At 55.9% G+C, this 22,092-nt stretch carries 20 protein-coding genes; 14 read left to right on the top strand and 6 right to left on the bottom strand.

Going from position 1 to position 22,092, the window contains the following annotated elements; translation table 11 throughout:
• Positions 1–3 precede the first annotated feature (3 nt).
• From C813_RS35180 to C813_RS35165, 4 genes are all read right to left on the bottom strand, one after another.
• The gene (locus C813_RS35180) at positions 4–1,164 is read right to left on the bottom strand and encodes a sialidase family protein (RefSeq protein ID WP_017456705.1); all 1,161 of its coding nucleotides are present in this window, start codon (positions 1,162–1,164) and stop codon (positions 4–6) included.
• Between the two features lies 1 nt (position 1,165).
• On the bottom strand, positions 1,166–2,590 hold the full coding sequence (locus C813_RS35175) for a sodium:solute symporter family protein (RefSeq protein ID WP_017456706.1): 1,425 nt from the start codon (positions 2,588–2,590) through the stop codon (positions 1,166–1,168).
• A 75-nt stretch (positions 2,591–2,665) separates the two neighbouring features.
• Positions 2,666–3,550: a dihydrodipicolinate synthase family protein gene (locus C813_RS35170; RefSeq protein WP_017456707.1), complete on the bottom strand. Its 885-nt coding sequence runs from the start codon at positions 3,548–3,550 to the stop codon at positions 2,666–2,668.
• Positions 3,551–3,572: 22 nt separating this feature from the next.
• Positions 3,573–4,709, bottom strand: a complete 1,137-nt coding sequence (locus tag C813_RS35165; RefSeq protein WP_017456708.1) for an iron-containing alcohol dehydrogenase — start codon at positions 4,707–4,709, stop codon at positions 3,573–3,575.
• Between the two features lie 174 nt (positions 4,710–4,883).
• Here C813_RS35165 and dtnK point away from each other — a divergent pair, with 174 nt between their 5' ends.
• From dtnK to C813_RS35150, 3 genes are read left to right on the top strand one after another with little or no spacing between them, the layout of a single operon-like run.
• Positions 4,884–6,131, top strand: coding sequence for a D-threonate kinase (gene dtnK / locus C813_RS35160; protein ID WP_017456709.1), 1,248 nt, complete (start codon positions 4,884–4,886; stop codon positions 6,129–6,131).
• Complete coding sequence (locus tag C813_RS35155) at positions 6,124–7,110, top strand: D-threonate 4-phosphate dehydrogenase (protein WP_017456710.1); 987 nt, start codon at positions 6,124–6,126, stop codon at positions 7,108–7,110. Before dtnK ends, C813_RS35155 begins: the two co-directional genes overlap by 8 nt.
• Before the next feature lies 1 nt (position 7,111).
• Entirely contained in the window at positions 7,112–7,873 is a 762-nt protein-coding gene (locus C813_RS35150) for a DeoR/GlpR family DNA-binding transcription regulator (protein WP_017456711.1), read from the top strand.
• A gap of 9 nt (positions 7,874–7,882) precedes the next feature.
• On the opposite strand, the gene C813_RS35145 is transcribed toward C813_RS35150, so the two are convergent.
• Entirely contained in the window at positions 7,883–8,827 is a 945-nt protein-coding gene (locus C813_RS35145; RefSeq protein WP_017456712.1) for an L-lactate dehydrogenase, read from the bottom strand.
• A 150-nt stretch (positions 8,828–8,977) separates the two neighbouring features.
• On the opposite strand from C813_RS35145, the gene C813_RS35140 reads away from it, so the two are divergent.
• Positions 8,978–9,457 carry a GNAT family N-acetyltransferase gene (locus C813_RS35140; protein WP_017456713.1) on the top strand — a complete coding sequence of 160 codons (480 nt, stop codon included), beginning with the start codon at positions 8,978–8,980 and terminating at the stop codon, positions 9,455–9,457.
• On the opposite strand, the gene ptrR is transcribed toward C813_RS35140, so the two are convergent.
• Complete coding sequence (gene ptrR / locus C813_RS35135; protein ID WP_017456714.1) at positions 9,411–10,289, bottom strand: putrescine utilization regulator PtrR; 879 nt, start codon at positions 10,287–10,289, stop codon at positions 9,411–9,413. The two genes, C813_RS35140 and ptrR, sit on opposite strands and share 47 nt — an antisense overlap.
• A gap of 104 nt (positions 10,290–10,393) precedes the next feature.
• On the opposite strand from ptrR, the gene sad reads away from it, so the two are divergent.
• The 10 genes from sad to C813_RS35085 all read left to right on the top strand — a co-directional run bounded on the left by sad (position 10,394) and on the right by C813_RS35085 (position 21,978).
• The gene (gene sad / locus C813_RS35130) at positions 10,394–11,782 is read left to right on the top strand and encodes a succinate-semialdehyde dehydrogenase (RefSeq protein WP_017456715.1); all 1,389 of its coding nucleotides are present in this window, start codon (positions 10,394–10,396) and stop codon (positions 11,780–11,782) included.
• Positions 11,783–11,882: 100 nt separating this feature from the next.
• On the top strand, positions 11,883–13,472 hold the full coding sequence (locus C813_RS35125) for a methyl-accepting chemotaxis protein (RefSeq protein WP_017456716.1): 1,590 nt from the start codon (positions 11,883–11,885) through the stop codon (positions 13,470–13,472).
• 62 nt (positions 13,473–13,534) lie between these two features.
• Entirely contained in the window at positions 13,535–14,461 is a 927-nt protein-coding gene (gene glsB, locus C813_RS35120) for a glutaminase B (RefSeq protein WP_017456717.1), read from the top strand.
• Positions 14,461–14,823 carry a DUF4186 domain-containing protein gene (locus C813_RS35115; protein WP_017456718.1) on the top strand — a complete coding sequence of 121 codons (363 nt, stop codon included), beginning with the start codon at positions 14,461–14,463 and terminating at the stop codon, positions 14,821–14,823. The genes glsB and C813_RS35115 overlap by 1 nt, the downstream gene beginning before the upstream one ends.
• A gap of 72 nt (positions 14,824–14,895) precedes the next feature.
• The gene (locus C813_RS35110; protein WP_017456719.1) at positions 14,896–16,338 is read left to right on the top strand and encodes a GGDEF domain-containing protein; all 1,443 of its coding nucleotides are present in this window, start codon (positions 14,896–14,898) and stop codon (positions 16,336–16,338) included.
• 190 nt (positions 16,339–16,528) lie between these two features.
• The gene (locus C813_RS35105) at positions 16,529–17,521 is read left to right on the top strand and encodes a sensor domain-containing diguanylate cyclase (protein ID WP_017456720.1); all 993 of its coding nucleotides are present in this window, start codon (positions 16,529–16,531) and stop codon (positions 17,519–17,521) included.
• Between the two features lie 102 nt (positions 17,522–17,623).
• The gene (locus tag C813_RS35100) at positions 17,624–18,592 is read left to right on the top strand and encodes a sensor domain-containing diguanylate cyclase (protein WP_017456721.1); all 969 of its coding nucleotides are present in this window, start codon (positions 17,624–17,626) and stop codon (positions 18,590–18,592) included.
• Between the two features lie 79 nt (positions 18,593–18,671).
• On the top strand, positions 18,672–19,196 hold the full coding sequence (locus C813_RS35095; RefSeq protein WP_017456722.1) for a GNAT family N-acetyltransferase: 525 nt from the start codon (positions 18,672–18,674) through the stop codon (positions 19,194–19,196).
• Between the two features lie 116 nt (positions 19,197–19,312).
• Positions 19,313–20,764: a tagaturonate reductase gene (locus tag C813_RS35090; RefSeq protein WP_017456723.1), complete on the top strand. Its 1,452-nt coding sequence runs from the start codon at positions 19,313–19,315 to the stop codon at positions 20,762–20,764.
• Positions 20,765–21,063: 299 nt separating this feature from the next.
• Complete coding sequence (locus C813_RS35085; RefSeq protein ID WP_017456724.1) at positions 21,064–21,978, top strand: bestrophin family protein; 915 nt, start codon at positions 21,064–21,066, stop codon at positions 21,976–21,978.
• Positions 21,979–22,092: the final 114 nt, after the last annotated feature.

Raw genomic sequence — 22,092 nt, 5'->3', positions numbered from 1 at the left:
CGGTTACTCCTTTACCCAGTCCGGTGCGATGCGCACATATTTAATCGCCTGGCGAAAATAGGTGTAGGCGATATGCAGGTTGCCGTCCGCGCCCTGTTTGATGCTCGGATAGGAGAACTCGCGGTTGAGTTTTTCCTGCGAGTTATTGGTCATGCAGTAGCCGTCGCCCTCATCCAGGTGGCGCTGCCACGGCCAGCTTTTACCGCCATCCGGCGAGATTGCCACCGTCATCGGTGCGCGCGGTGCGCCCCAGAACGCGCTGCGCCCGCTGGTCACCGTTGGCTCTTTACGCCCGTCACCGTCGTCAATTTCATCGTACAGCGAAGCGCGGCGTTCGCTGGCTCCGGCGGCGCTCATGTGATTGAACACCAGCGCCAGCGCGCCGTCGGCAAGCGTTGTTACCTGAATCGAGGAGTTGTTGTTTGGCAATGTCGTCGGTTCCGGTACCGACCAGCTTTCGCCACCGTCTGTCGACTGGCTGTAGTAAATGTTGTCCGCCCAGCGGCTGCGAAACAGTGCCACCAGTTGCCCGCCTGGCAGCGCGGTGATGTTCATATGCACGCAGCCGAGACTTTCCGGTACGTCAACATCGCGCCAGCTTTTGCCCTGATCGGATGAGATTTTGACCGCGCTAATGTCGTCATTGCCGACCCATTTTTCCCCCGGTTGGGTGCGGCAATAAAACACCGGTAACAGCCAGTTGCCGTTGTCCAGCACGGTGATTGGCTGGCGGATAAAGGTGCCAGGTTTGTCGAGCAAGGTTTTAATGTCACCCCAGCTCGCACCAAAATCATGCGACTGGCGATAGCGCACAATCGCCGTGTCCTGGTTGCCGGAGATCTGCGCGGTCCACAGCAGCCACAGCACGTTGTCCGGGGCGAGGAACAGCACCGGGTTTTGCTCGGAACGGGTCGGATCGTCCGAGAGTTTTACCGCCTCGCTCCAGACGGAGGCACCGGGTGCCAGCCGCGAACTCCATACCGAAATATCCGCCACGCCTTCCTGCGAACCGCCAAACCAGACGCACATCAGCGTGCCATCCGGCAGCGGCAGAATATTGGCCGCGTGGTTTTGCGGGCAGGGTGACGGCAGCATTGCCGTCACAACCTGAGCGTCTTGTGCTTGCGGGCGTAACACACCATCGCGATTTACCGTTACGGACATATCAAACTCCATTGTTGCGAACAGGGGTGGGCGCGTTATTTACCGCTTTTTGTACCGCTTTATTCGGGATTAAGCGGTCCAGCACCATCACCACGGCCGGTGTCACCAGCGCGATGTACATGTTGTTAATACCAAACGGGTCGCCGAGCAGATACCACACTGAGGTCACCACACAGGCGGCAATCAAGCCGGCATTGGCACCGCGCGCGCTTTTGAAGAACGGGGCATAGAAGGCGATCACCGCGACTACAGAGATAGAGAGGCGGATGGCACGGGTAAAGAAGGAGAGTTTCAGCACTTCCGGCACCAGCAGCACGAAAATCAGCGGCAGGAAACCAATCAGCAGCGACAACCAGCGAGTGGCTTTAAACTCTTGTTCCGGCGTGGGTTTACGGTACGGCACGTAGAAATCTTTCACCACCAGCGAGGCGATGGCCAGCGCAACGGTACTGACGCTGACAAAGATCGACGCAACGAGTGACGTTGTCACTAAACCGGCCACCCACGGGTTCATGTCCTGTAAGAAAATTGGCATCGCGTACAGGCTGTTGATCTCCGGGTGCAGGTATTTCGCCGCCACGCCAATCACCGCAATGGCCAGCGCAATCGGCAAACAGAAGAAGAAGGCGACCCAGGTGGAACGCTTCGCTGATTTCACATCTTTGGTCGAACAAATCGCCTGAATCACGAACTGAGTACAGAAGATGGAACCAATAGTGCCAATCAGCCAGGCAAAAATGGTGCTCGCACCGAAGTTGCCGTCCCAGGTCCAGTAGTATTTCGGCATATTTTCGATCATCGGTGTGAAACCGCCGGTTTTCGACAGGGCAAAACCCATGATCGCCAGAATGCCGAAATATTTTAGCGCGCTGTGCAGCAGCGTTACCCACGCCACGCCTTTCATGCCGCCAAAGGCGAAATAGAAGGTACTGACAACTGCGGTGATAAACGCCGCCACCGGCAGGTTCACTTTCAGTACCGTCGAGATGGCCGCCGCGCCGCTCACGTAGTTGCCAACGTTAACCAGCAGCAGGGCGTAAATCATGATAATTGAGATAATATTTTTGGTGCTGTTGCCATATTTTTCGGCGATCGCGCCAGAGATGGTGATTTTCCCGGTGTTATAGATGCGTTTGACCAGCAGCAGGCCAAATAGCGGGAAACCAATTGCCGCGCCGATAACCGACCACGACGCAGCAAAACCGTCTTCGAAAGCGGCCTGTGCGGTACCAATGGTGGATTTCGCGCCAATGTATTCGGACATCAACAAAATCCCGACGATAAAGGCGGGCATCGCGCGCGAGCCTTCCATAAAATCGCCGGTGTTCTTGCTTCGTAAGCGAAACGTCAGCCAGGTGGTGAACAGAATATACGCCACCACAATGCCAACGATTATCAGGGTATCTTGAGCAGTAAAGGTGTTCATCTTTGCCTCTCTTCAGGGCGAGTGAATCCTGAGCGCCGCAGGCGCCCGGTTTTCTTATGACGAATAATCCCGCTATCAGTGAAGGTACTGGGTCACTATCTGGCGGATCTGTTGATGTTGTTGTTCGCTAAACGTGACAGCGTAACGGCTATCACCAACGTCGTATCCCATGATGTGTAATGCTTTTTTCACCGCAGCCGGAGAGAACGCGACGCGGTAGAGATCGGTGCGCAGCCCGGTAACGTTCTCCTGTGCCGCACGGGAACCGTCGATATCCCCGGCCTGGAAGCGCGACCAGATAGCGTTGATCGCCTGCGGCGCGACGTTTGCCAGACCGGAAATACAGGCTGAGCAGCCGTCGACAAATCCCTGATGGATTAGCGAATCCGGGCCGTTCAGTACGTCAAAATTTTCGCAATCCTTCACCGCTTGCAAAAAACCGCTCAGGCTTTCATAGCTGCCTGCGCTGTCTTTGATGCCGATGATGTTCGGGTGTGCCGCCAGCGTGCGGGCGGTTTGCGGTTCAATGGTGTTACCAGTGCGCGCCGGGATGTTGTAGAGAAAGACCGGAACGCTTAACGCATCCGCCACGGCGGTGTAGTGGGCAATCAACTCATCTTGTTTCAGCGGCACAAAATAGGGCGTGATAACCGATACCGCATCAACACCCAGTTTTTCAATCTGCTTACCCAGACGAATGGTGTCGCGCGTGGAGATTTCGCCGATATGCGCCACCACGGGCATACGCCCGGCAACTTCATCGACGCAGGTCGCGGTGACGGCCACTTTTTCCTGCTCATTCAGCACGAAGAATTCGCCGTTGGTGCCACCGCAAAAAATGCCGTTTCCGGCTGCCAACTGGCGGTTGATCTGCTGTTTGAGCGTCTGCGGGTTAACGTCCCCGTCAACGTCAAAAGGCGTCACGATGGCGGTCAGCACGCCATTAATCTGCTTACTCATGACTCACTCCCTCGAATTGGGGTTAAAACAGCGTCTGATAAATGGCCTGCACGTCCTGGTGGCTGACGGTGCATGGGGCGTTGTTCATCAGGCGCTTCACATTTAGCGCGGCGTCGCTCAGTGCCGGGACATCCTCGCGCGGCACGCCGAGCGCCTCGAGGTTGTCGGGCAGATTCAGGCGTTTGACCAGCGCGGCAAACCACGCCACCAGCGCGTGCGATTTTGCTTCCGCACTGAGCGTGGTGTCGGCGTCAGGTACCAGATCCCACACCTGGGCAAATTTCTCTACCGCGTGCGGGCGTACCACTTTCATGCATGGCGCGAGCAGAATGGCGTTCGCCACACCGTGCGGCAGGTGGTATTTGCCACCGAGCGGATACGAAAGCGCATGCACCAGATGGGTTCCGGCATGGGTGATCGCCGCGCCGCCGTAATAAGAGGCCCACAGCATCTCAAGCCGGGCGGTCAGGTTGTGCGGTTCATTGACCGCCGTTTCGATATTGCGCAGCAATTTGCCTAAACCGATCAGCGCCACGTTGTCACTCACCGGGTTGGCGATGGTGGCGGTGAAGCACTCAATCAAATGGCACAGGGCATCAATGCCGGTAGAAGAAGCGATATGCGCGGGCATGCTGGTGGTCAGCTCCGGCAGCAACGCCACGTAATCCGGTAGCATCACTGGTGAAATAATGCCGATTTTGGTGTCCTGCTCTGGGATGGCGAGAATGGCGTTGGGTGTGGCTTCCGAGCCGGTACCGGCGGTGGCGGGGATCAGCAGCGAAGCAACGCGGTCAGTCGGTTTTTCTCCCGTCAGCAGCGCGTCCAGCCCCGGTGATGCCGGGTGGCATAACACCGACAGCAGTTTGGCGACATCCAGCACGCTGCCGCCGCCAATGCCCACCACCAGATCCACGGCGGTGTCGTGCAGGTTCTGCAGGATATTCGCCACATCATGCTGGCTGGGTTCGGGCGGAACATTATCAATGACTTGCACGCGGCGACCGTTTGTCTCCAGCAATGTACGGATCTGCTGGGTGGCAGCCAGTTTGATAATGTTGCCGTCGCTGACCAGTAACACTTTCTCTTTACCCGCAAGCAGTGGCGCAATCGCCGGGATCGCCCCCGCGCCGCTTATCAGGGTGCTGTTAATCGTTACCACAACCTTCTCCTGTCTCTGTTATGGTGATTGAACTCAATCATCTTTTATTCATCACCGTCACTACATGGCCTAAATTTATAATTTATTCGCAAACTGAATAAGTTGATCTTGCTCACATATAATCAATCATGATTGAATATAATCATATCCAGTGCATAATGACCCGGAGAAGGGATGAACGAACAACGCGTGGACAAACAGGTGGTGATGCTGGCCGATGATTTTACCGGCGCGAATGATGCGGGTGTCAGCCTGGCGCAAACCGGGATGCAGGTGGATGTCGCGTTAACGACACCATTTGTAAGTTCGGCGCAGGCGATCATTTTTAACAGCGACAGCCGGGCGCTGAGCGTGAGCGAGGCAATGGCGTGCGTCACGGCATTCACCAACGAAATAACCGCACGCTACAACCCCGACTGGCTGGTGAAAAAGATCGACTCCACGTTGCGCGGCAATGTCGGCGCGGAAGTCGAGGCGATGAGGCAAGCCTGCAACGCGGCGGCGGTAATCATTGCCCCGGCGTTTCCGGCAGCCGGGCGCATCACCCGTAATGGTCAGTGCTATGTCAATGGCGAACTGCTCACGCAAACCGAGTTTGCCAGCGATCCGAAAACGCCGGTGACCAGCGCCGATATTGGCGCACTACTGGCAGCCCACAGCAATGCAGCGTGTCGCTATGTGCAACCTGCACAACTGGCAAAAGCACTCGCACAGGCCACGCCAGATAAGCCGTTACTGCTGGTGGTCGATGCGCAGAGTGATGAAGATCTTGATGCGATCATCGCTCAGGCGGCAAACGCTGCCACAACGCCGCTGCTGGTCGGCTCTGCCGGATTATGCGACGCGCTGGCGCGCAGGCTGGCGGCCGAAAAGCCGCATGCGGTGCTGGCGGTGGTAGGCTCAATGAGTGAAATCGCTCAACAGCAGGTGGCGCGCGTCGCGCAGCAACCGAACGTGGAACATCTGCTGATTGATGTCGACACGGTGTTTAGCGCCGCACAACCTGCGTATCGCCAGACAATTGTTGCCGTGCTGGCACAGGGGAAACACTGCATTGTGCACACCTGCGTGGATGAGCAGGCGCGCCATCAGATAACCGCACTTTGTGCGCGGCTGGGCGTAAGCCGCAGCGAACTGGGAGAGCGTATCTGCACATTTCTGGCGCAACTCACCTGTGAGGTTTTGCGTGAGGTGACGCCCGCAGCGCTTTATCTCTCCGGCGGGGATGTGGCGGTGGCGGTCGCAAAGGCGTTAGGGGCGTCAAGTTTTCGTATCCAGGGACGCGCCGCAGGGTGCGTACCGTGGGGTTATTTTTCAGGTTGCGAATGGCAACGACCGGTGATGACCAAAGCGGGTGGCTTTGGTGACGAAACTACCTTGCTTAAGGTTCTGCATTTTATCGAGGAGAAATCGAGTGACTAATATCATTGCTGTAACGATGGGCGACCCGGCGGGTATTGGCCCGGAAATTATTATTAAATCGCTGGTCGAGGGAGAGTTATCCGGTGCGCCGGTAGTGGTGGTGGGCTGTGCGCAAACCTTGCAACGTATTCTGGCGCTCAATATCACGCCGCATGCCGAACTGAAAGTGGTTGAGCAGGTGGCGGACGCGCGTTTTGCCCCCGGCATCATTAACGTCATTGACGAACCACTGACCGATCCCGCCGGGTTGCAACCGGGCGTTGTGCAGGCGCAGGCGGGGGATCTGGCCTACCGCTGTGTGAAACGCGCGACCGAACTGGCGATGAAAGGCGAAGTGAAAGCCATCGCCACCGCGCCGTTGAATAAAGAGGCGCTGCATTTAGCCGGGCACCATTATCCGGGGCATACCGAACTGCTGGCGCACCTGACCGACAGCAAAGATTACGCCATGGTGCTGTATACCGATAAGCTGAAAGTCATCCATATCACCACTCATATCGCGCTGCGAAAATTTCTCGACACCCTTAATCAGGATCGGGTGAAAACGGTGATTCGCGTTGCGGATACGTTCCTGCGTCGCGTTGGCTATGACAACCCGCGTATTGCGGTGGCGGGGGTTAACCCGCACGCCGGGGAAAATGGTCTGTTTGGCGATGAAGAGATCAAGATTGTCGGCCCGGCGGTACAAGCGATGAAAGCTGAAGGGTTGAACGTTAGTGGGCCGTGCCCGCCTGATACGGTGTTTATGCAGTGCCATGAAGGGATGTATGACATAGTGGTGGCGATGTACCACGACCAGGGACATATTCCGTTAAAATTGCTGGGCTTTTACGATGGCGTTAATATCACCGCGGGTTTGCCGTTTATTCGCACCTCTGCGGATCACGGCACCGCATTTGATATTGCCTGGCGCGGAAAAGCGAAAGCGGAAAGCATGGCGGTATCCATTCAGTTAGCGATGCAAATTACACGGGAATAATATGAAGGGATATAACCGGTTAGAGCAGATTATGGACTACCTGAAAGGGCATAATCTGGTGACGGTAGATCAACTAGTGGCCGCCACGGACGCTTCTCCGGCGACCATTCGCCGCGACCTGATTAAGCTCGATCAGGAAGGGGTGATCAGCCGTACGCACGGCGGCGTCACGCTGAACCGGTTTATCCCCTCGCAGCCCACCACCAGCGAGAAAATGCAGCGCAACCTGGCGGAGAAACATGCCATCGCCTGTGCGGCGGCAGCGCTGGTGAAAGCGGGCGACGCCATTGTGCTTGATGCCGGCACGACAATGATTGAGCTGGCGCGCCAGCTGACGCACTTGCCGCTGCGGGTGATCACCAGCGATCTGCACATTGCGCTGTTTCTTTCGGAATTCAAACAGATAGAAGTGACGATCATCGGCGGGCGCATTGATGATTCCAGCCAGTCCTGCATTGGTGAGCACGGGCGTAAATTGCTGCAAAATATCTGGCCGGATCTGGCATTTGTCAGCTGTAACGGCTGGGATTTGCAGCGCGGCATCACCGCGCCGACCGAGGAGAAAGCGGCGCTGAAACACGATTTGATCGTCAATGCAAAACGCCGGGTGTTGCTGGCAGACAGCAGTAAATACGGTGCGTGGTCGCTGTTTAACGTGGCGAATCTCGATTCGCTGACCGATATCATCACCGATACGCAGCTTAGCCCCGAGATCCGCCAGCAGCTTGCCACTTTGCCAGGCCGGTTAACCTTTGCCGGTTAACGGTGTCAGTTAGGGCAAGCGGGCAATATTCGCTTTAATAACATCTGCGGAGTGGTTGAATTTTGCCACTTCGTCACCTTCCAGTTGCAGTTCAATAATCTGTTGAACGCCGTTTTGCGCCAGCACGGCCGGTACGCCAATCGCCACGTCGCTGACGCCATATTCGCCGTCCAGTATGCAGGAGATCGCCAGCGCGCGGTGGCTGCCGGTGAAGATATTGCGGCAGATCTCGGCGATGGTGCCGGCAATGCCGTACTCCGTACAACCTTTACGGGCGTAAATCTCAAAACCGTGGCGGCGCACTTTGTCAGCCAGCGCGTCGACATCCAGCCGCTGGCCGGTTTTGCGCCGGTAAACATCGGCAATTGGCGAACCGTAAACCGACGAGTGCGACCACACCGGAAACTGGGTGTCGCCATGCTCGCCAAGGATAAAGGCATCGATACTTTGCGCGCCAATATCCAGCGCCTGGGCCAGCGCGCGCCGTAAGCGGGTGGTATCCAGCCAGACGCCGGTGCCAATCACCTGGTTGCGCGGAAGCCCGGAAAGTTTCCACACCTGCCAGGTAATGATGTCGCACGGGTTGGTTGCCACCAGGAAAATGCCATTAAAGCCGTTTGCCATCATAGCCGGCACAATATTTTTAACGATCCGCGCGGTGTTGGTCAGCTCATCAAGACGTGTTTGTCCCGGTTTTAACGCGCCGCCGGAAACGGTGATCACCGCAATATCCACATCAGCGCACTCTTCAACCGGGCGGGTGGAAATGGTCATCATACCGGGCATATACGCGGCGGCATCCGCCAGATCCTGGGCGTGGCCTTCTACACGTTGCTGGTCTAAATCCACCAGAATTAACTCTTCACAAATGTTCTGGTTCAGCAGGGCATAAGCAGCAGATGCGCCGACATTGCCTGTGCCGATAATCATCACTTTCCGGGCTTTGGTGTTCATGAATATTCCATTTTCTGCATCGTATGTTGCGTAAGGTACAACCTCTGTTCTCAGGAGCGCAATCTCAGCAGGCGTAGCTATAGGTTATTCATATGACGGTGGTAGCAAATTCTTGTTTATTTTTAACAGGCTAATAACAAGGAGCCCGCCATGTACCGCATTGTTGATGCCACCGCCACGCACCCGGATCTGATTGCGCTGATTGCTGCCCTGGACGCCTACCAGAGCGCACTTTACCCGGCAGAGAGTAACCATCTGCTTGATCTCGCGGCATTACCCGCCGAAACGCTGATTTTGCGCAAAATTGTGTATCACGATGAGGCCGTCGGTTGCGGCGCGGTAGTGCTCAACCACGACGGCAGCGGCGAGATGAAGCGGGTGTTTATCGATCCCCGCCATCGCGGCCAGCGACTGGGGGAAAAATTGCTGGCGGCGCTGGAGCAAGCGGCCGCCGGGAAATCATGTCACATCCTACGGCTGGAAACCGGCATTGAACAGCATGCCGCAGTGAAACTGTATCAGCGCTGCGGGTATCAAATTTGTGAGGCTTTCGCACCGTACAGCGCCGATCCGCTGAGTATTTTTATGCACAAGGCGCTGGTTGAGGAGCCACATTCAGCAGGGCAATAAACGCCTCCAGATGGCGGGTTTTCGCGCCGCGCCGCCACACCAGCCAGGTGGTGAGCCAGCGCCAGTTCTCCGCCAGCGGCCAGGCTTCCACCTGGTGATGACCGGGCATGCTTTCCAGCATACTGCGCGGGATCAGCGCCAGACCCGCCCCGGCAATGACGCACGCCAGCATGCCGTGATAAGACTCCATTTCATGAATTTTACCGGGCGTGGCGCGATCGGCGTGAAACCAGCTTTCAAAATGGCGGCGGTAGGAGCAGTTGGCGCGGAACGCATAAATGCTGGCGCCGTTTACCTGAGCCGCATGGGTAATCACCTCATGACCGACAGGCGCGACGATCATCATCTCTTCGCGGTAAACCGGAATGCCTTCCAGGCCGGGATGCATAATCGGGCCGTCAACAAACGCCGCGCTGAGCCGCCCCTCAAGCACACCATCGATCATGGTGCCGGAAGGGCCGGTGGCGAGATCGAACTGAATGCGCGGATAGCGCTGGTTGTACTGCGCCAGCGTCGCCGGAATGCGCACCGCGGCGGTGCTTTCCAGCGCACCGAGCGAAAACAGTCCTTGTGGTTCGTCACCGGCGACCACCATCCGCGCTTCATCGACCAGCGCGAGGATCTGCTGGCTGTAGCGCAAAAAACTGTGCCCGGCGGGAGAGAGGCGCAGGCGCTGGTTTTCGCGGATAAATAGATCCACGCCGAGATCGGACTCCAGCTGGCGAATGCGCGTCGTCAGGTTTGACGGCACGCGGTGCACCTTCTGCGCCGCCTGGGTAATGCTGCCGGTCTGCGCAACGGCGTTAAACATCTCAAGCTGGGTTAAGTCCATGCCATTCTCTCTTCGTGAACACTGTGGTTAATATTATTCAGTTTTCAGGAATAGCAAATTGCGCCATCCTTACGCAAGTCCTGAACACATTTAGCGGAGTATTTATGTCCATTTCCTCAACTACGCATGCCCTTTCCATCAACCCAGCCACCAGTGAAACCCTGCGCGCAACGCCGTGGGCCAGCCGCGAAGAGGTTGATACGGCAATTGAACTGGCGGCCAGCGGTTATCGTCAGTGGCGGTTGTTGCCGGTCAGCGAACGCGCGCAAACCTTACGTCGCCTCGGCGACGCGCTGCGCAAACGCGGGGAAGAGATGGCGCAGATGATCCGTCAGGAGATGGGCAAACCAATTTTGCAGGCGCGCGCGGAAGTGAACAAATCTGCCGCGCTGTGTGACTGGTACGCGGATCATGGTCCGGCGATGCTTGGCAGCGAACCGACACAGGTCGAACAGCAGCGGGCAACCATTGAGTACCGCCCGCTGGGACCGATTCTGGCGGTGATGCCATGGAACTTCCCGCTCTGGCAGGTGCTGCGCGGTGCGGTGCCGATCCTGCTGGCGGGCAACAGCTACCTGCTCAAACATGCGCCAAATGTGCTGGGTTGCGCGGCGTTAATCGGCGAGATCTTCGCTGAGGCCGGCGTCCCGCAAGGCGTTTTTGGCTGGGTGAATGCCACCAATGACGGCGTGAGCCAGGCAATTAACGATCCGCGCATTGCCGCCATTACTGTCACCGGCAGCGTGCGTGCGGGAGCGGCTATTGGCGCGCAGGCCGGGGCGGCGCTGAAAAAATGCGTCCTTGAGCTGGGTGGTTCCGATCCCTTTATTGTGCTCAACGATGCGGATCTTGATCTGGCGGTAAAAGCCGCTGTCGCAGGGCGTTACCAGAATACCGGGCAGGTCTGTGCCGCCGCCAAGCGTTTTATTGTTGAAGAGGGCATTGCCCAGGCCTTTACCGAGAAATTTGTTGCCGCTGCCGCCGCGTTAAAACAGGGCTCACCGGACGTTGAAGAGAATTATCTCGGGCCAATGGCGCGCTTTGATCTGCGCGACGAGTTGCATGCGCAGGTCGAAGCCAGCATCAACGAGGGCGCAACGTTGCTGCTCGGCGGTGAGAAAACGGCGGGCGAGGGGAATTACTACCCGGCCACCGTGCTAAGCGATGTGACACCAGAGATGACCGCGTTTCGCCAGGAGCTGTTTGGCCCGGTCGCGGCTATCACTACCGCACGTGATGCACAGCATGCGCTGGCGTTGGCAAACAACAGTGATTTCGGCTTGTCTGCTACCGTCTTTACCGCCGATCCTGCGCAGGCGCAACGTTTTGCCGAACAGCTTGAGTGCGGCGGTGTATTTATCAACGGCTACAGCGCCAGCGATGCCCGGGTGGCCTTTGGCGGCGTGAAAAAGAGTGGTTTTGGCCGCGAGCTTTCGCACTTCGGCCTGCATGAGTTTTGCAATATCCAGACGGTGTGGAAAGATCGTCTGTAAGCGAAACGCGCCCCGGCGGGGCGCGTCACTGCTGGCTGTCATGGACCTGTCATGATCCTTTTGTAGACTCACGGCAACTTTGTGGTTATAGAAGAATATCATGAACTTAAAGCAAATTTTCCGCCGTATTTTGCGGCGTGTTTCTCCACGACAGTTTGGTTTGCTCGCCGGGATTTTCTGCATTATTGGCTTGTTTTCGGCCCTGCAAATCGCCTCCTCGTTTGTCCTTTCCGCGTCACTACGTAACGCCCAGCATAATGAACAACTCAACCAGCAAGCGCACCTGCAACAGGTACGGGTCGATGAAGCGCGCATTGCGCTCCTGACGGCAAGCGATCTGCTCAACCGGGCGGGCGTCTATTTTATGCAAGATAAAGAGACTGGCTCGGAAGGGAGCTGGCACAGCCTGATGGATGAAACCCATAAAGCGCTGGAAACCTCGCAAAAAGCCTGGCAAGCGTGGCTGGCGCTCAATCCGCCTAAAGATGAGGCGCTGATCAACAGCTATCAGCTTTTCTACGGTGCGCTAAAAGAGCAGGCCGATGGGTTAGTGAAAACCCAGTCGATTGACGCCTTCTTCGCCGTGCCGGCGCAGGCGTTCCAGGCAGATTTCAATGACAACTATGCCCGTTTCCAGCAGGCCAGCGAAGCGCACGCCGAACAGGGACGCCAGGCGTTGATGGCGAACCTTGCGCAATTGCAGCATGTGTATGTGCTGGTGCCTGCGCTGCTGGTGGTGATTGCGGTACTGGTCTGGTTTGCCATGTCGCGCTGGGTAATTACCCCGCTGCGCAGCCTGATAGCACATATTAATATTCTGGCGGCAGGCGATCTGGGTACGCCGCTTCCGCCGGTGAAACGTTTTAACCGTGAAGTTGACCAGCTCGGCCTCAGCATCGGCACCATGCAGCAGGGGTTGCAGCAACTGGTGATGCAAGTCAGCGACGCCACCTCGTCGATGGTCGATACCATTCGCCGCCTCGCTGAGGACAACCAGTCGCTGTATCAGCAGTCGGCGAAACAGGCGCAGGAACTGACGGATGTGACCGAGCATATCGCCACGCTGGAATCCCATGTTGAAGGCAATACCGGTTTTGCTGAGCAGGCGCGCAAACAGGCCGATGAGGCGCGGGAAGTGGCCGCCGGTGGCGATCGAATGATGGATACGGTGAATCAATCGATGCGCGAGATTGTCGAGCGTTCGGCGGAGATGCGCAACATTGTGGCGATGATTGATGGTGTCGCTTTCCAGACCAATATTCTGGCGCTGAACGCGGCAATTGAAGCGGCGCATGCGGGCAATCACGGTCGCGGTTTCGCGGTGGTGGCGAAAGAAGTGGGGCTACTGGCGCGCAAGAGCAGCCACTCCACGCAAACCATTCAGCAACTGATCAACCACTCCTTGCAGGGCATCAACGACGGTACCCAGGCGGTAAGTCGCCTTGAGGATAACCTGCAACAGGTCACCGGGTTGGTCGGGCATTTAAGCGGTGTCCTGAGTGAAATTTCTGCCGCCACGCTCAGCCAGGGCGACAGCATTCACAAAATGACGCGCCGCCTGCACTCGCTTAACAATGTTGCCCGTCGCACCGGGGAACTGGTCTCAACGGCCACCGAAGCGTCGGAAAAATTGCACAACGATTCTCATCAATTGATGCAAGCGGTTGCGCGTTTTCGACTTCCTGCCTGACGCAACACATTCGCCTCTGTTATACTCGCAGGCCATTTTTGGCCTGTGGGCAAGGAGTCAGAGTGGCAACGGTGATGGATAACGACGTACTGGAAGCGGTGCTCACTGAAGTACGCCCGCTGTTGGGGCGTGGCAAGGTTGCGGATTATATTCCGGCGCTGGCGTCGGTGAGCGGCAACAAGTTGGGTATCGCCATCAGCACCGTGCAGGGTGAACACTTCCAGGCGGGCGATGCCGACGAGCGTTTCTCCATTCAGTCAATTTCAAAAGTACTGAGTCTGGTGGTGGCGATGAACCACTACGCGGAAGAGGAGATCTGGCAGCGGGTGGGTAAAGATCCCTCCGGTCAGCCGTTTAACTCGCTGTTACAACTTGAAATTGAGCAGGGCAAGCCGCGTAATCCCTTTATTAACGCCGGGGCGCTGGTGGTGTGCGATATGCTGCAAAGCCGCCTTAGCGCACCGCGCCAGCGCATGCTGGAAATTGTGCGTAAACTCTGCGCCGCGCCGGATATCGCTTACGACAGCCTGGTCGCGCGTTCTGAATTCGAGCACTCCGCCCGCAATATGGCCATCGCCTGGCTGATGAAGTCCTTCGGTAATTTTCACAACGATGTCGCCACCGTATTACAGAACTACTTCCACTATTGCGCACTCAAAATGAGCTGTGCCGAATTGTCGCGCACCTTTTTATTTCTCGCCGATGGCGGACACAGCGTGCAGCAGGCCACGCCGGTGGTGACGCCGATGCAGGCGCGCCAGATTAACGCCCTGATGGCGACCAGTGGCATGTACCAGAACGCTGGAGAGTTTGCCTGGCGCGTCGGGTTACCGGCGAAATCCGGCGTCGGCGGTGGCATTGTGGCGATTGTGCCTCATGAGATGGCGATTGCGGTCTGGAGCCCGGAGCTGGATGAAGCGGGCAACTCACTGGCTGGTGTTGCAGTGCTGGAAGCGTTAACGCGAAAACTGGGGAGATCGGTCTATTGATGAATGATTTCGCGCCGTTGTTTGCCCGGCTGGGACAGTCAACATTTCGTTCGCGTTTTCGCCTTGGTGTGAAAGAGCGCCAGTACTGTCTGGATAAAGGTGCGGAGGTGATTGCTTCCCATGCGGCGGATTTTGTCGCAAAACGCCTTGCGCCAGCGCAACCACAAAATGATGGCAAACAGACGCCAATGCGCGGCCACCCGGTGTTTATCGCTCAGCATGCCACGGCTACCTGCTGCCGTGGATGCCTGGAAAAGTGGCACCACATCCCGCATGGTCAGGCGCTAACGGAATCGCAACAACAATACATTGTTGCGGTGATTTACCAGTGGCTGGTCATACAGATGAATACGCCGCGCTGAAAAGCGTCGGGTAATTCTGCTCCGCTGGTGCTGCGGGTCGATAGTCATGTTCGTGATATGGATTGAGAGTTGATGCGCGCATTTTTTTCATCCCCTTTCCGCCCTTTTCGGGAAGAGACGCCGTACACCAATGCGGTCATGGTGTTTGTCCTGACAACGCTGTTTTATCTGCTGGGTGCGATGATGCGCCTGGTTGAAGAGCTTTCCCTCTTCTGGCCGCTCAATGCGGTGATGGCCGCTGTTTTCGCGCGTTATGCTTGCTTGCAGCGCTGGCATTACTACCTGATTAGCTATGTTGCCATGCTGGCGTATGACGCCATCACCACCACCTGGGGCATGGCGTCGCTGATTATCAACTTCTCGAATATGGTGTTTATCATCACCATGGCGCAGCTTATCGGGCTTGAACGTAACCAGATGACCAAAGCGCCGGAGCCGGTTAATGCGCTGAAACTCTTTGGCTACTGTCTGCTTGCCGCGCTGCTGTGCGCGTTTTTTGGCGCGCTGGGTTCCGTGGGGATCAATGGTCAGGGGTTTGGCCTGCTGCTGGCCGACTGGTTTGGCGAGCAGTTCTCAACGGGTGTGCTGATCCTGCCTTGTATGCTGACCATGAGCTGGCCGCGTAAACCGCTGAACGTCGAGATGCGCGATTTTATGCCGGTGCTCGCCGTCGGCGTATCGATTGTCGCGTCGGTCGCGATTGGCGGTGCAGGCAGCCTGGCGTTTCCGCTTCCGGCGCTGATCTGGTGTGCGGTGCGTTACTCACTGCCGCTGACATGCCTGGTGACGCTACTGACCGGCGGGCTGGAGATAATTCTTGTCGCCAGCGGGCATATCAATATTTTCGTCAGTTCACCGCTGCAGATCCCGCATATGTTCTCCGCGCGCCTGGGGATTGCCACCATGGCCATTTGCCCGGTCATTGTCTCAGTCAGCGTTGAGGCGATAAACCGTCTGATGCGCCAGGTTTCCCTGCGCGCCGATTTCGATTTCCTGACCCGCGTTTACTCGCGCTCGGGTTTGTATGAGGCGTTAAACCGCGACGCAAAACGCTTTACCAACAAACACATCACCGTGATGTTGCTGGATATTGATTACTTCAAAAGTGTCAATGACAACTATGGTCACGAATGTGGCGACCGGGTGCTGACCGCCTTTGCGCGAAAAGTGCAGCGGGCGCTGGATACGCGCGGTGTGCTCGCCCGCATGGGTGGGGAAGAGTTCGCTGTCGTGGCGATAACACAAAATGCCAGCGACGGTAAACACCTGGCGGAAACGCTGCGCGAAACGGTGGCACTGTATCCGTTCAAATGGCAGCAGCAAACGCTGCATTTAACCGCCAGTATTGGTATCAGCCATGGTCAAGCCGATGCCGGGCAATTAACGGCAATGTTCAACGCGCTCCTGGCGGTGGCGGATGAAAATCTCTACCACTCGAAAAAACGCGGGCGTAACTGTACAACAGATGCTGAACATAACGTACCGGAAATAGTGGGAAGTGCCCTCGGCGGATAATTCCCCGTGCGTGTCGCAGCTGGTGATGACGATAGCGGCAATTAATATCGATAACTTATTAAATTGCTTGCTACTAATTTTTATCGTCAATACTATTATTGCGTATACGTAGCGGAATCATCGCGTTATGAGCGGATCGGATAATTTGAATAAACACGAGCGGATCCCAGGCAAGCGTTTTGCCAGGCGGATGTATCTGATGCGTATTCTGGGAACGCTACTCTGCTTTTTCCCCATTCTTTCCGTCCTTCTTGAACTGCATCGCCCCGCGTGGAGCGTAGTGTTGCTGTGCGCTAATGCCTTTATATGGCCTACCCTCGCGTTTTTGCGCGCGCGCAACGCGCAGATGCCGCTGCAAATTGAACATCAAAATCTGGTCCTTGACGCTGGCGCAGGCGGGTTCTGGATTGCGTTAATGGCGGTCAACCCGCTGCCGTCGGTGGTGATTGCCACCATTTTGCTCTCTGACCGCTTATCGGCGGGCGGGTTTGGGTTGATGCGTAAAGCGGCACTGGCCCTGCTTGCGGCGTTCTTACTTACCTGGCTGGCGCTCGGTTTACCCCTGGAGTTGCAGGTGACACAGCGAACGATGTTCGCCACGTTGCCGCTCATTGGCATTTATATCCTGGCGCTCAGCGCACTCACCGACAGCATTGCCGTCAGGTTGCGAATAAAAAGCCGCGAGCTTGAGCGTATCGCGATGATGGATCCGTTGCTTGATATCGCCAATCGCCGCCTGCTGGAAAAACGGATTCAGTATGAGCTGGAAAAACTGCACGTGACGCCGCGCCACTCCTCGTTGATGTTTATCGATATTGATAACTTTAAAGAGGTGAATGACCGCTTTGGTCATAAAATTGGCGATGCATTATTGGTCACCGTGTCGAAAATTTTGCATATCACCACCCGCACAACGGACACGCCCGCGCGCCTCGGTGGCGATGAGTTTGTGATTTTATTGCCCGATACGCCAGCAGAGGAGGCGTACGCGGTGGCAACCCGGATCATGGATGCGGCTGCGGTAATGACAGTGATGCAGGAGCATGCGTTCAAATGTACGTTGAGCATCGGTATTGCCAGCGCGCTACCGGAAATGCGCAGTGTTACCGACTGGTTAAAAGCCGCAGACGACGCGCTTTATCAGGCTAAACGACTGGGAAAAAACCAGATCTACTCACACTGACAAACGTGCTGAATAAGCTACGCTTTATGCTGTATGCCGTGAAATTAACGTCACTTTTTATCGTGTTGCGCATTAACAGCCTGAGAATGGAAACGGCCCCTTATGAAAATACCTGCTATTCCCGCAGATGAGGAACAACGACTGGCGTCGCTGCGCGACTCCGGGCTTCTGGAAACCGGCGTAACCGAGCGTCTTGACCGGCTTACCCGGCTGGCTAAGCGTATGTTCGATGTCCGTGCGGCGTTGATCACGCTGGTTGATGAAGAGATGCTTTTCTTCAAATCCACGTCGGGTGCCGTGCGTGAACCGCTGCCGCGTAAGATCACCTTTTGTGGTCATACCATCTTGCATACCGAACCGTTGATTATTCCGGATACCCACGGCGATGATCGTTTTGCCGACAATCCGCTGGTGACCGGGGAGATGAATATCCGTTTCTATGCCGGGTATCCATTACGTTTGCCGGACGGCGCGGTGGTGGGCGCATTCTGCCTGGTGGATAGCACCGCGCGGCAGTTCACGGACGCAGAACGGGACTACCTGAAAGATTTTGCCATGATCGTTGAAGATGAGTTCGCGGTGATGAGCGCGGCGACCACGGACGAACTGACCGGTTTATTTAACCGCCGCGGTTTTGAAAGCCTGGCGAAGTTCGCCATAGTGGGCGCGCGTCGGCGCGCGGAACCGTTAACGCTGGCGTGGATCGATCTCGACAATTTCAAAACGATTAACGACACCTGGGGCCATGGCGAAGGTGACGAAGCGCTGAAAGCGATGGCCACGGTTATGAGCGCCAGCCTGCGCGAAGCGGATCTGCGGGTGCGCTACGGCGGCGACGAATTCGCGATCCTCTTTTCCGATACCGATGAGCAGGGCGCATGGATTGCGATGCAGCATCTGGTAGAACAGGTTGAGGCGTGGAATCAGAGCTCCGGTAAGCCGTGGAAGCTGGCGTTTTCCTGGGGGATCAGTGAGTTTGATCACGATGGCTGCGGTGAACTGAAGCCGTGGATGAAGGCGGCAGATCAACAGATGTATGCCATGAAAGAGCGCAACCATCGCGGCCGCTGAATCATCACAAAAACCTATGTTTGCTGGGCTTGTGTTAATAAGTTGTAAAGCTGATAGTGGTTGTTTTTAAGGAACAAAAATGACCACTTATCATATCCATTCGCTGGCGGGCGAAGCGCTCGCGTCACAAATTCATTCCCTTTGCGAAGTGCTGGAAAACTGCGTTTCCGGCGGCGCTTCTGTCAGCTTCATGCATCCGCTTTCGCGTGAGAAATCCCTGCAATTCTGGTCTGGCGTCGCCGCAAGTGCCGCGCGAGGGGAACGCATTGTGCTGGTGGCGCAAGATGACGCCGGTAAGATTGTTGGCACCGTGCAGGTGGTGCTGGAACAACCTGAAAACCAGCCGCATCGCGCCGATGTGTCAAAATTACTGGTACATGAAAAAGCCCGCCGTCAGGGGCTGGCGCGTCGCCTGATGGATGCGCTGGAAAGTGAGGCGCTGGCGCACGGTAAAACCGTGCTGGTGCTCGATACCTCCACCGGCAGCGGAGCGGAACATTTCTACCAGCAATGCGGCTGGCAGCGGGTGGGTGAGATCCCGCGCTTTGCGCTGATGCCGGACGGAAATGTGACGGCGACGACAATTTTTTACAAGCTCTTATAATTCGCGCCAATAAGACATCCCATTTTGATCAAAACAGGGTTTCATGGTCTAAAAGTCTGGTAAGTTATTACACCAATCCCCCCAGGTTGTATGACTAATCAAAAAAGGAACCCACTGTGAACACATTAAACCGTCGCAACTTTCCCGGCGCTGAATATCCTGAACGTATTATTCAGTTCGGCGAAGGGAATTTTTTGCGCGCTTTTGTCGACTGGCAAATCGATCTGCTGAATGAGCACACCGACCTGAACGCCGGTGTGGTGGTTGTTCGCCCTATTCAAAGTGATTTCCCGCCGTCCCTGAGCACTCAGGATGGCCTGTATACCACCATTATTCGCGGTCTGAATGAGCAGGGCGAAGCGGTGAGCGACGCGCGCCTGATCCGCTCTGTAAACCGTGAAATCAGCGTCTATTCCCAGTACGACGAGTTCCTGAAACTTGCCCATAACCCGGATATCCGTTTTGTTTTTTCAAACACCACTGAAGCGGGCATCAGTTACCATGCGGGCGATAAATTTGACGATGCCCCGGCCGTTAGCTACCCGGCCAAACTGACGCGCCTGCTGTTCGAACGTTTCACGCACTTCGCTGGCGCGGCAGATAAAGGCTGGGTGATCATTCCTTGTGAACTGATTGATTACAACGGCGACGCGTTGCGCGAGCTGGTGCTGCGTTATGCGCAGGAGTGGGCGCTGGGCGCGGAGTTTACTCAGTGGCTGGATAACGCCAACGCCTTCTGCTCCACGTTGGTTGACCGGATCGTTACCGGTTACCCGCGTGATGAAGTGGCGAAACTGGAAGCGGAGCTGGGCTACCAGGATTCGTTCCTTGATACCGCTGAGCACTTCTACCTGTTTGTGATTCAGGGGCCGAAATCGCTGGCGGCTGAGCTGCGCCTGGATAAATTCCCGCTTAACGTACTGATTGTTGACGATATTAAACCGTATAAAGAGCGTAAAGTGGCGATCCTCAACGGTGCGCACACTGCACTGGTACCGGTGGCGTATCAGGCGGGTCTGGATACTGTAGGTGAAGCTATGAACGACAGCGAAATCTGTGCGTTTGTAGAAAAAGCGATTTACGAAGAGATTATTCCGGTGCTGGATCTGCCGCGCGATGAGCTGGAATCTTTCGCCAGTGCAGTGACCGGGCGTTTCCGTAACCCGTACATCAAACACCAGTTGCTGTCGATTGCCCTGAACGGCATGACAAAATTCCGTACCCGCATTCTGCCGCAATTGCTGGCAGGGCAAAAAGCCCACGGCAAACTGCCTGCGCGCCTGACTTTTGCGCTGGCGGCGTTGATTGCGTTCTATCGCGGTGAACGCGACGGGCAGGCGTATCCGGTGCAGGATGACGCGCACTGGATCGAGCGCTACCGGCAGCTTTGGAGCCAGCATGGCGATCGCCAGATCAGCACCAGCGAACTGGTAAAAGCGGTGCTCTCCGTAAGCGATCACTGGGAACAGGATCTGACTAAAGTGGCGGGTCTGGTAGAGCTGGTTTCGCTGGATCTGGACGCTATTCTGCTGCGTGGCATGCGTGATGCGGTTAAACCGCTGTGCTAATCGCACAATATTAAGTGAATATCCAACCCGGCTCCGGCCGGGTTTTTCTTTTTTTACCGCATTTACCGAATGGCTGGTGGGCAACCGCTGAGCGACAAGCGGAGTAACAACGCGGGAAACGGTGCTTATCCTTTATTAGTTACAACATACTATTAAATAGTTGTATAACAGGTTTCAGCAACTTCTGCGCCATCAATCGTCCAGTAGAGCGATTTTTTGTCACAATTTATTATCAAACTTGCAACTGTGATTGCGATCACGTTTAATAATGCCGCTCTCCCTAATGCACACAATTCAAGATGATCGTTCGACCTCAACAACACTGGCTTCCCCGTCTTTTTGTCTGGCACGGTTCCGTACTGCCAAAAATCACCTCGCGTTTACTGATGAATTTCCTGCTCTCCATCGCGGTGATCTGGATGCTGCCGTGGTACACCTCGCTGGGTATCAAGCTGACCGTCGCGCCGTTCAGCATTCTCGGTGTCGCTATCGCTATCTTTTTAGGTTTTCGTAACAACGCCTGTTTTGCCCGCTACAGCGAAGCAAGGGTGTTGTGGGGACAGTTGATGATCGCTTCGCGTTCGCTGCTGCGTGAAGTGAAAACCACGCTGCCAGATGATGAGGGATTACGGCACTTTATTCAGTTGCAAATCGCCTTCGCGCACTCTTTGCGCATGACGTTGCGCCGCAAGCCACAAGGCGACGTGCTGGCGAAATACCTGACGCCAGACGATCTGCATAACGTGCTGAACGCGCATTCACCAGCCAACCGCATTCTGTTATTAATGGGCGAATGGCTAGGTGAACGCCGAGCGCAGGGCGCGCTTTCGGATGTTTTATTCAGCAGTATCAACCAGCGGCTGCACGACATGTCCGCCGTGCTTTCTGGCTGCGAACGCATTTTTACCACGCCGTTGCCGTTTGCCTATTCGTTGATCCTGCATCGCACCGTGTACCTGTTTTGCATCATGCTGCCGTTCGCGCTGGTGGTGGATTTGCACTTTATGACCCCGTTTATCTCGGTACTGATTTCCTACACCTTTATTTCGCTGGATACGCTGGCAGAAGAGCTGGAAGACCCGTTTGGCGAAGAGGATAACGATCTGCCGCTGGACGCTATCAGCAACGCCATCGAGATTGATTTACTGCAAATGGTGGATACCGATGTGCTTCCGCACAAAATGACACCAGGCAAAAATTATCAATTAACCTAAACTTTGCTGTGGAGAGTCATCGATCTTTCGATTTTTTCAGTCTGATAGCGAAACCCACAACAGAGAGGGACGTGCGATGGAAAAGTCCGACAGAACTATCTCATTAGCGTTGAC

Source organism: Kosakonia sacchari SP1, from assembly GCF_000300455.3.
Taxonomy (GTDB): Bacteria; Pseudomonadota; Gammaproteobacteria; order Enterobacterales; family Enterobacteriaceae; genus Kosakonia; species Kosakonia sacchari.
This window is presented reverse-complemented; position numbering and strand designations above follow the sequence as displayed.

Coding starts and splice junctions, on each gene's coding strand:
- C813_RS35180 (WP_017456705.1), bottom strand. CDS start 1,164: ATGTCCGTAACGGTAAATCGCGATGGTGTGTTACGCCCGCAAGCACAA.
- C813_RS35175 (WP_017456706.1), bottom strand. CDS start 2,590: ATGAACACCTTTACTGCTCAAGATACCCTGATAATCGTTGGCATTGTG.
- C813_RS35170 (WP_017456707.1), bottom strand. CDS start 3,550: ATGAGTAAGCAGATTAATGGCGTGCTGACCGCCATCGTGACGCCTTTT.
- dtnK (WP_017456709.1), top strand. CDS start 4,884: ATGAACGAACAACGCGTGGACAAACAGGTGGTGATGCTGGCCGATGAT.
- C813_RS35150 (WP_017456711.1), top strand. CDS start 7,112: ATGAAGGGATATAACCGGTTAGAGCAGATTATGGACTACCTGAAAGGG.
- C813_RS35145 (WP_017456712.1), bottom strand. CDS start 8,827: ATGAACACCAAAGCCCGGAAAGTGATGATTATCGGCACAGGCAATGTC.
- C813_RS35140 (WP_017456713.1), top strand. CDS start 8,978: ATGTACCGCATTGTTGATGCCACCGCCACGCACCCGGATCTGATTGCG.
- ptrR (WP_017456714.1), bottom strand. CDS start 10,289: ATGGACTTAACCCAGCTTGAGATGTTTAACGCCGTTGCGCAGACCGGC.
- sad (WP_017456715.1), top strand. CDS start 10,394: ATGTCCATTTCCTCAACTACGCATGCCCTTTCCATCAACCCAGCCACC.
- C813_RS35125 (WP_017456716.1), top strand. CDS start 11,883: ATGAACTTAAAGCAAATTTTCCGCCGTATTTTGCGGCGTGTTTCTCCA.
- C813_RS35115 (WP_017456718.1), top strand. CDS start 14,461: ATGAATGATTTCGCGCCGTTGTTTGCCCGGCTGGGACAGTCAACATTT.
- C813_RS35110 (WP_017456719.1), top strand. CDS start 14,896: ATGCGCGCATTTTTTTCATCCCCTTTCCGCCCTTTTCGGGAAGAGACG.
- C813_RS35105 (WP_017456720.1), top strand. CDS start 16,529: ATGTATCTGATGCGTATTCTGGGAACGCTACTCTGCTTTTTCCCCATT.
- C813_RS35100 (WP_017456721.1), top strand. CDS start 17,624: ATGAAAATACCTGCTATTCCCGCAGATGAGGAACAACGACTGGCGTCG.
- C813_RS35095 (WP_017456722.1), top strand. CDS start 18,672: ATGACCACTTATCATATCCATTCGCTGGCGGGCGAAGCGCTCGCGTCA.
- C813_RS35085 (WP_017456724.1), top strand. CDS start 21,064: ATGATCGTTCGACCTCAACAACACTGGCTTCCCCGTCTTTTTGTCTGG.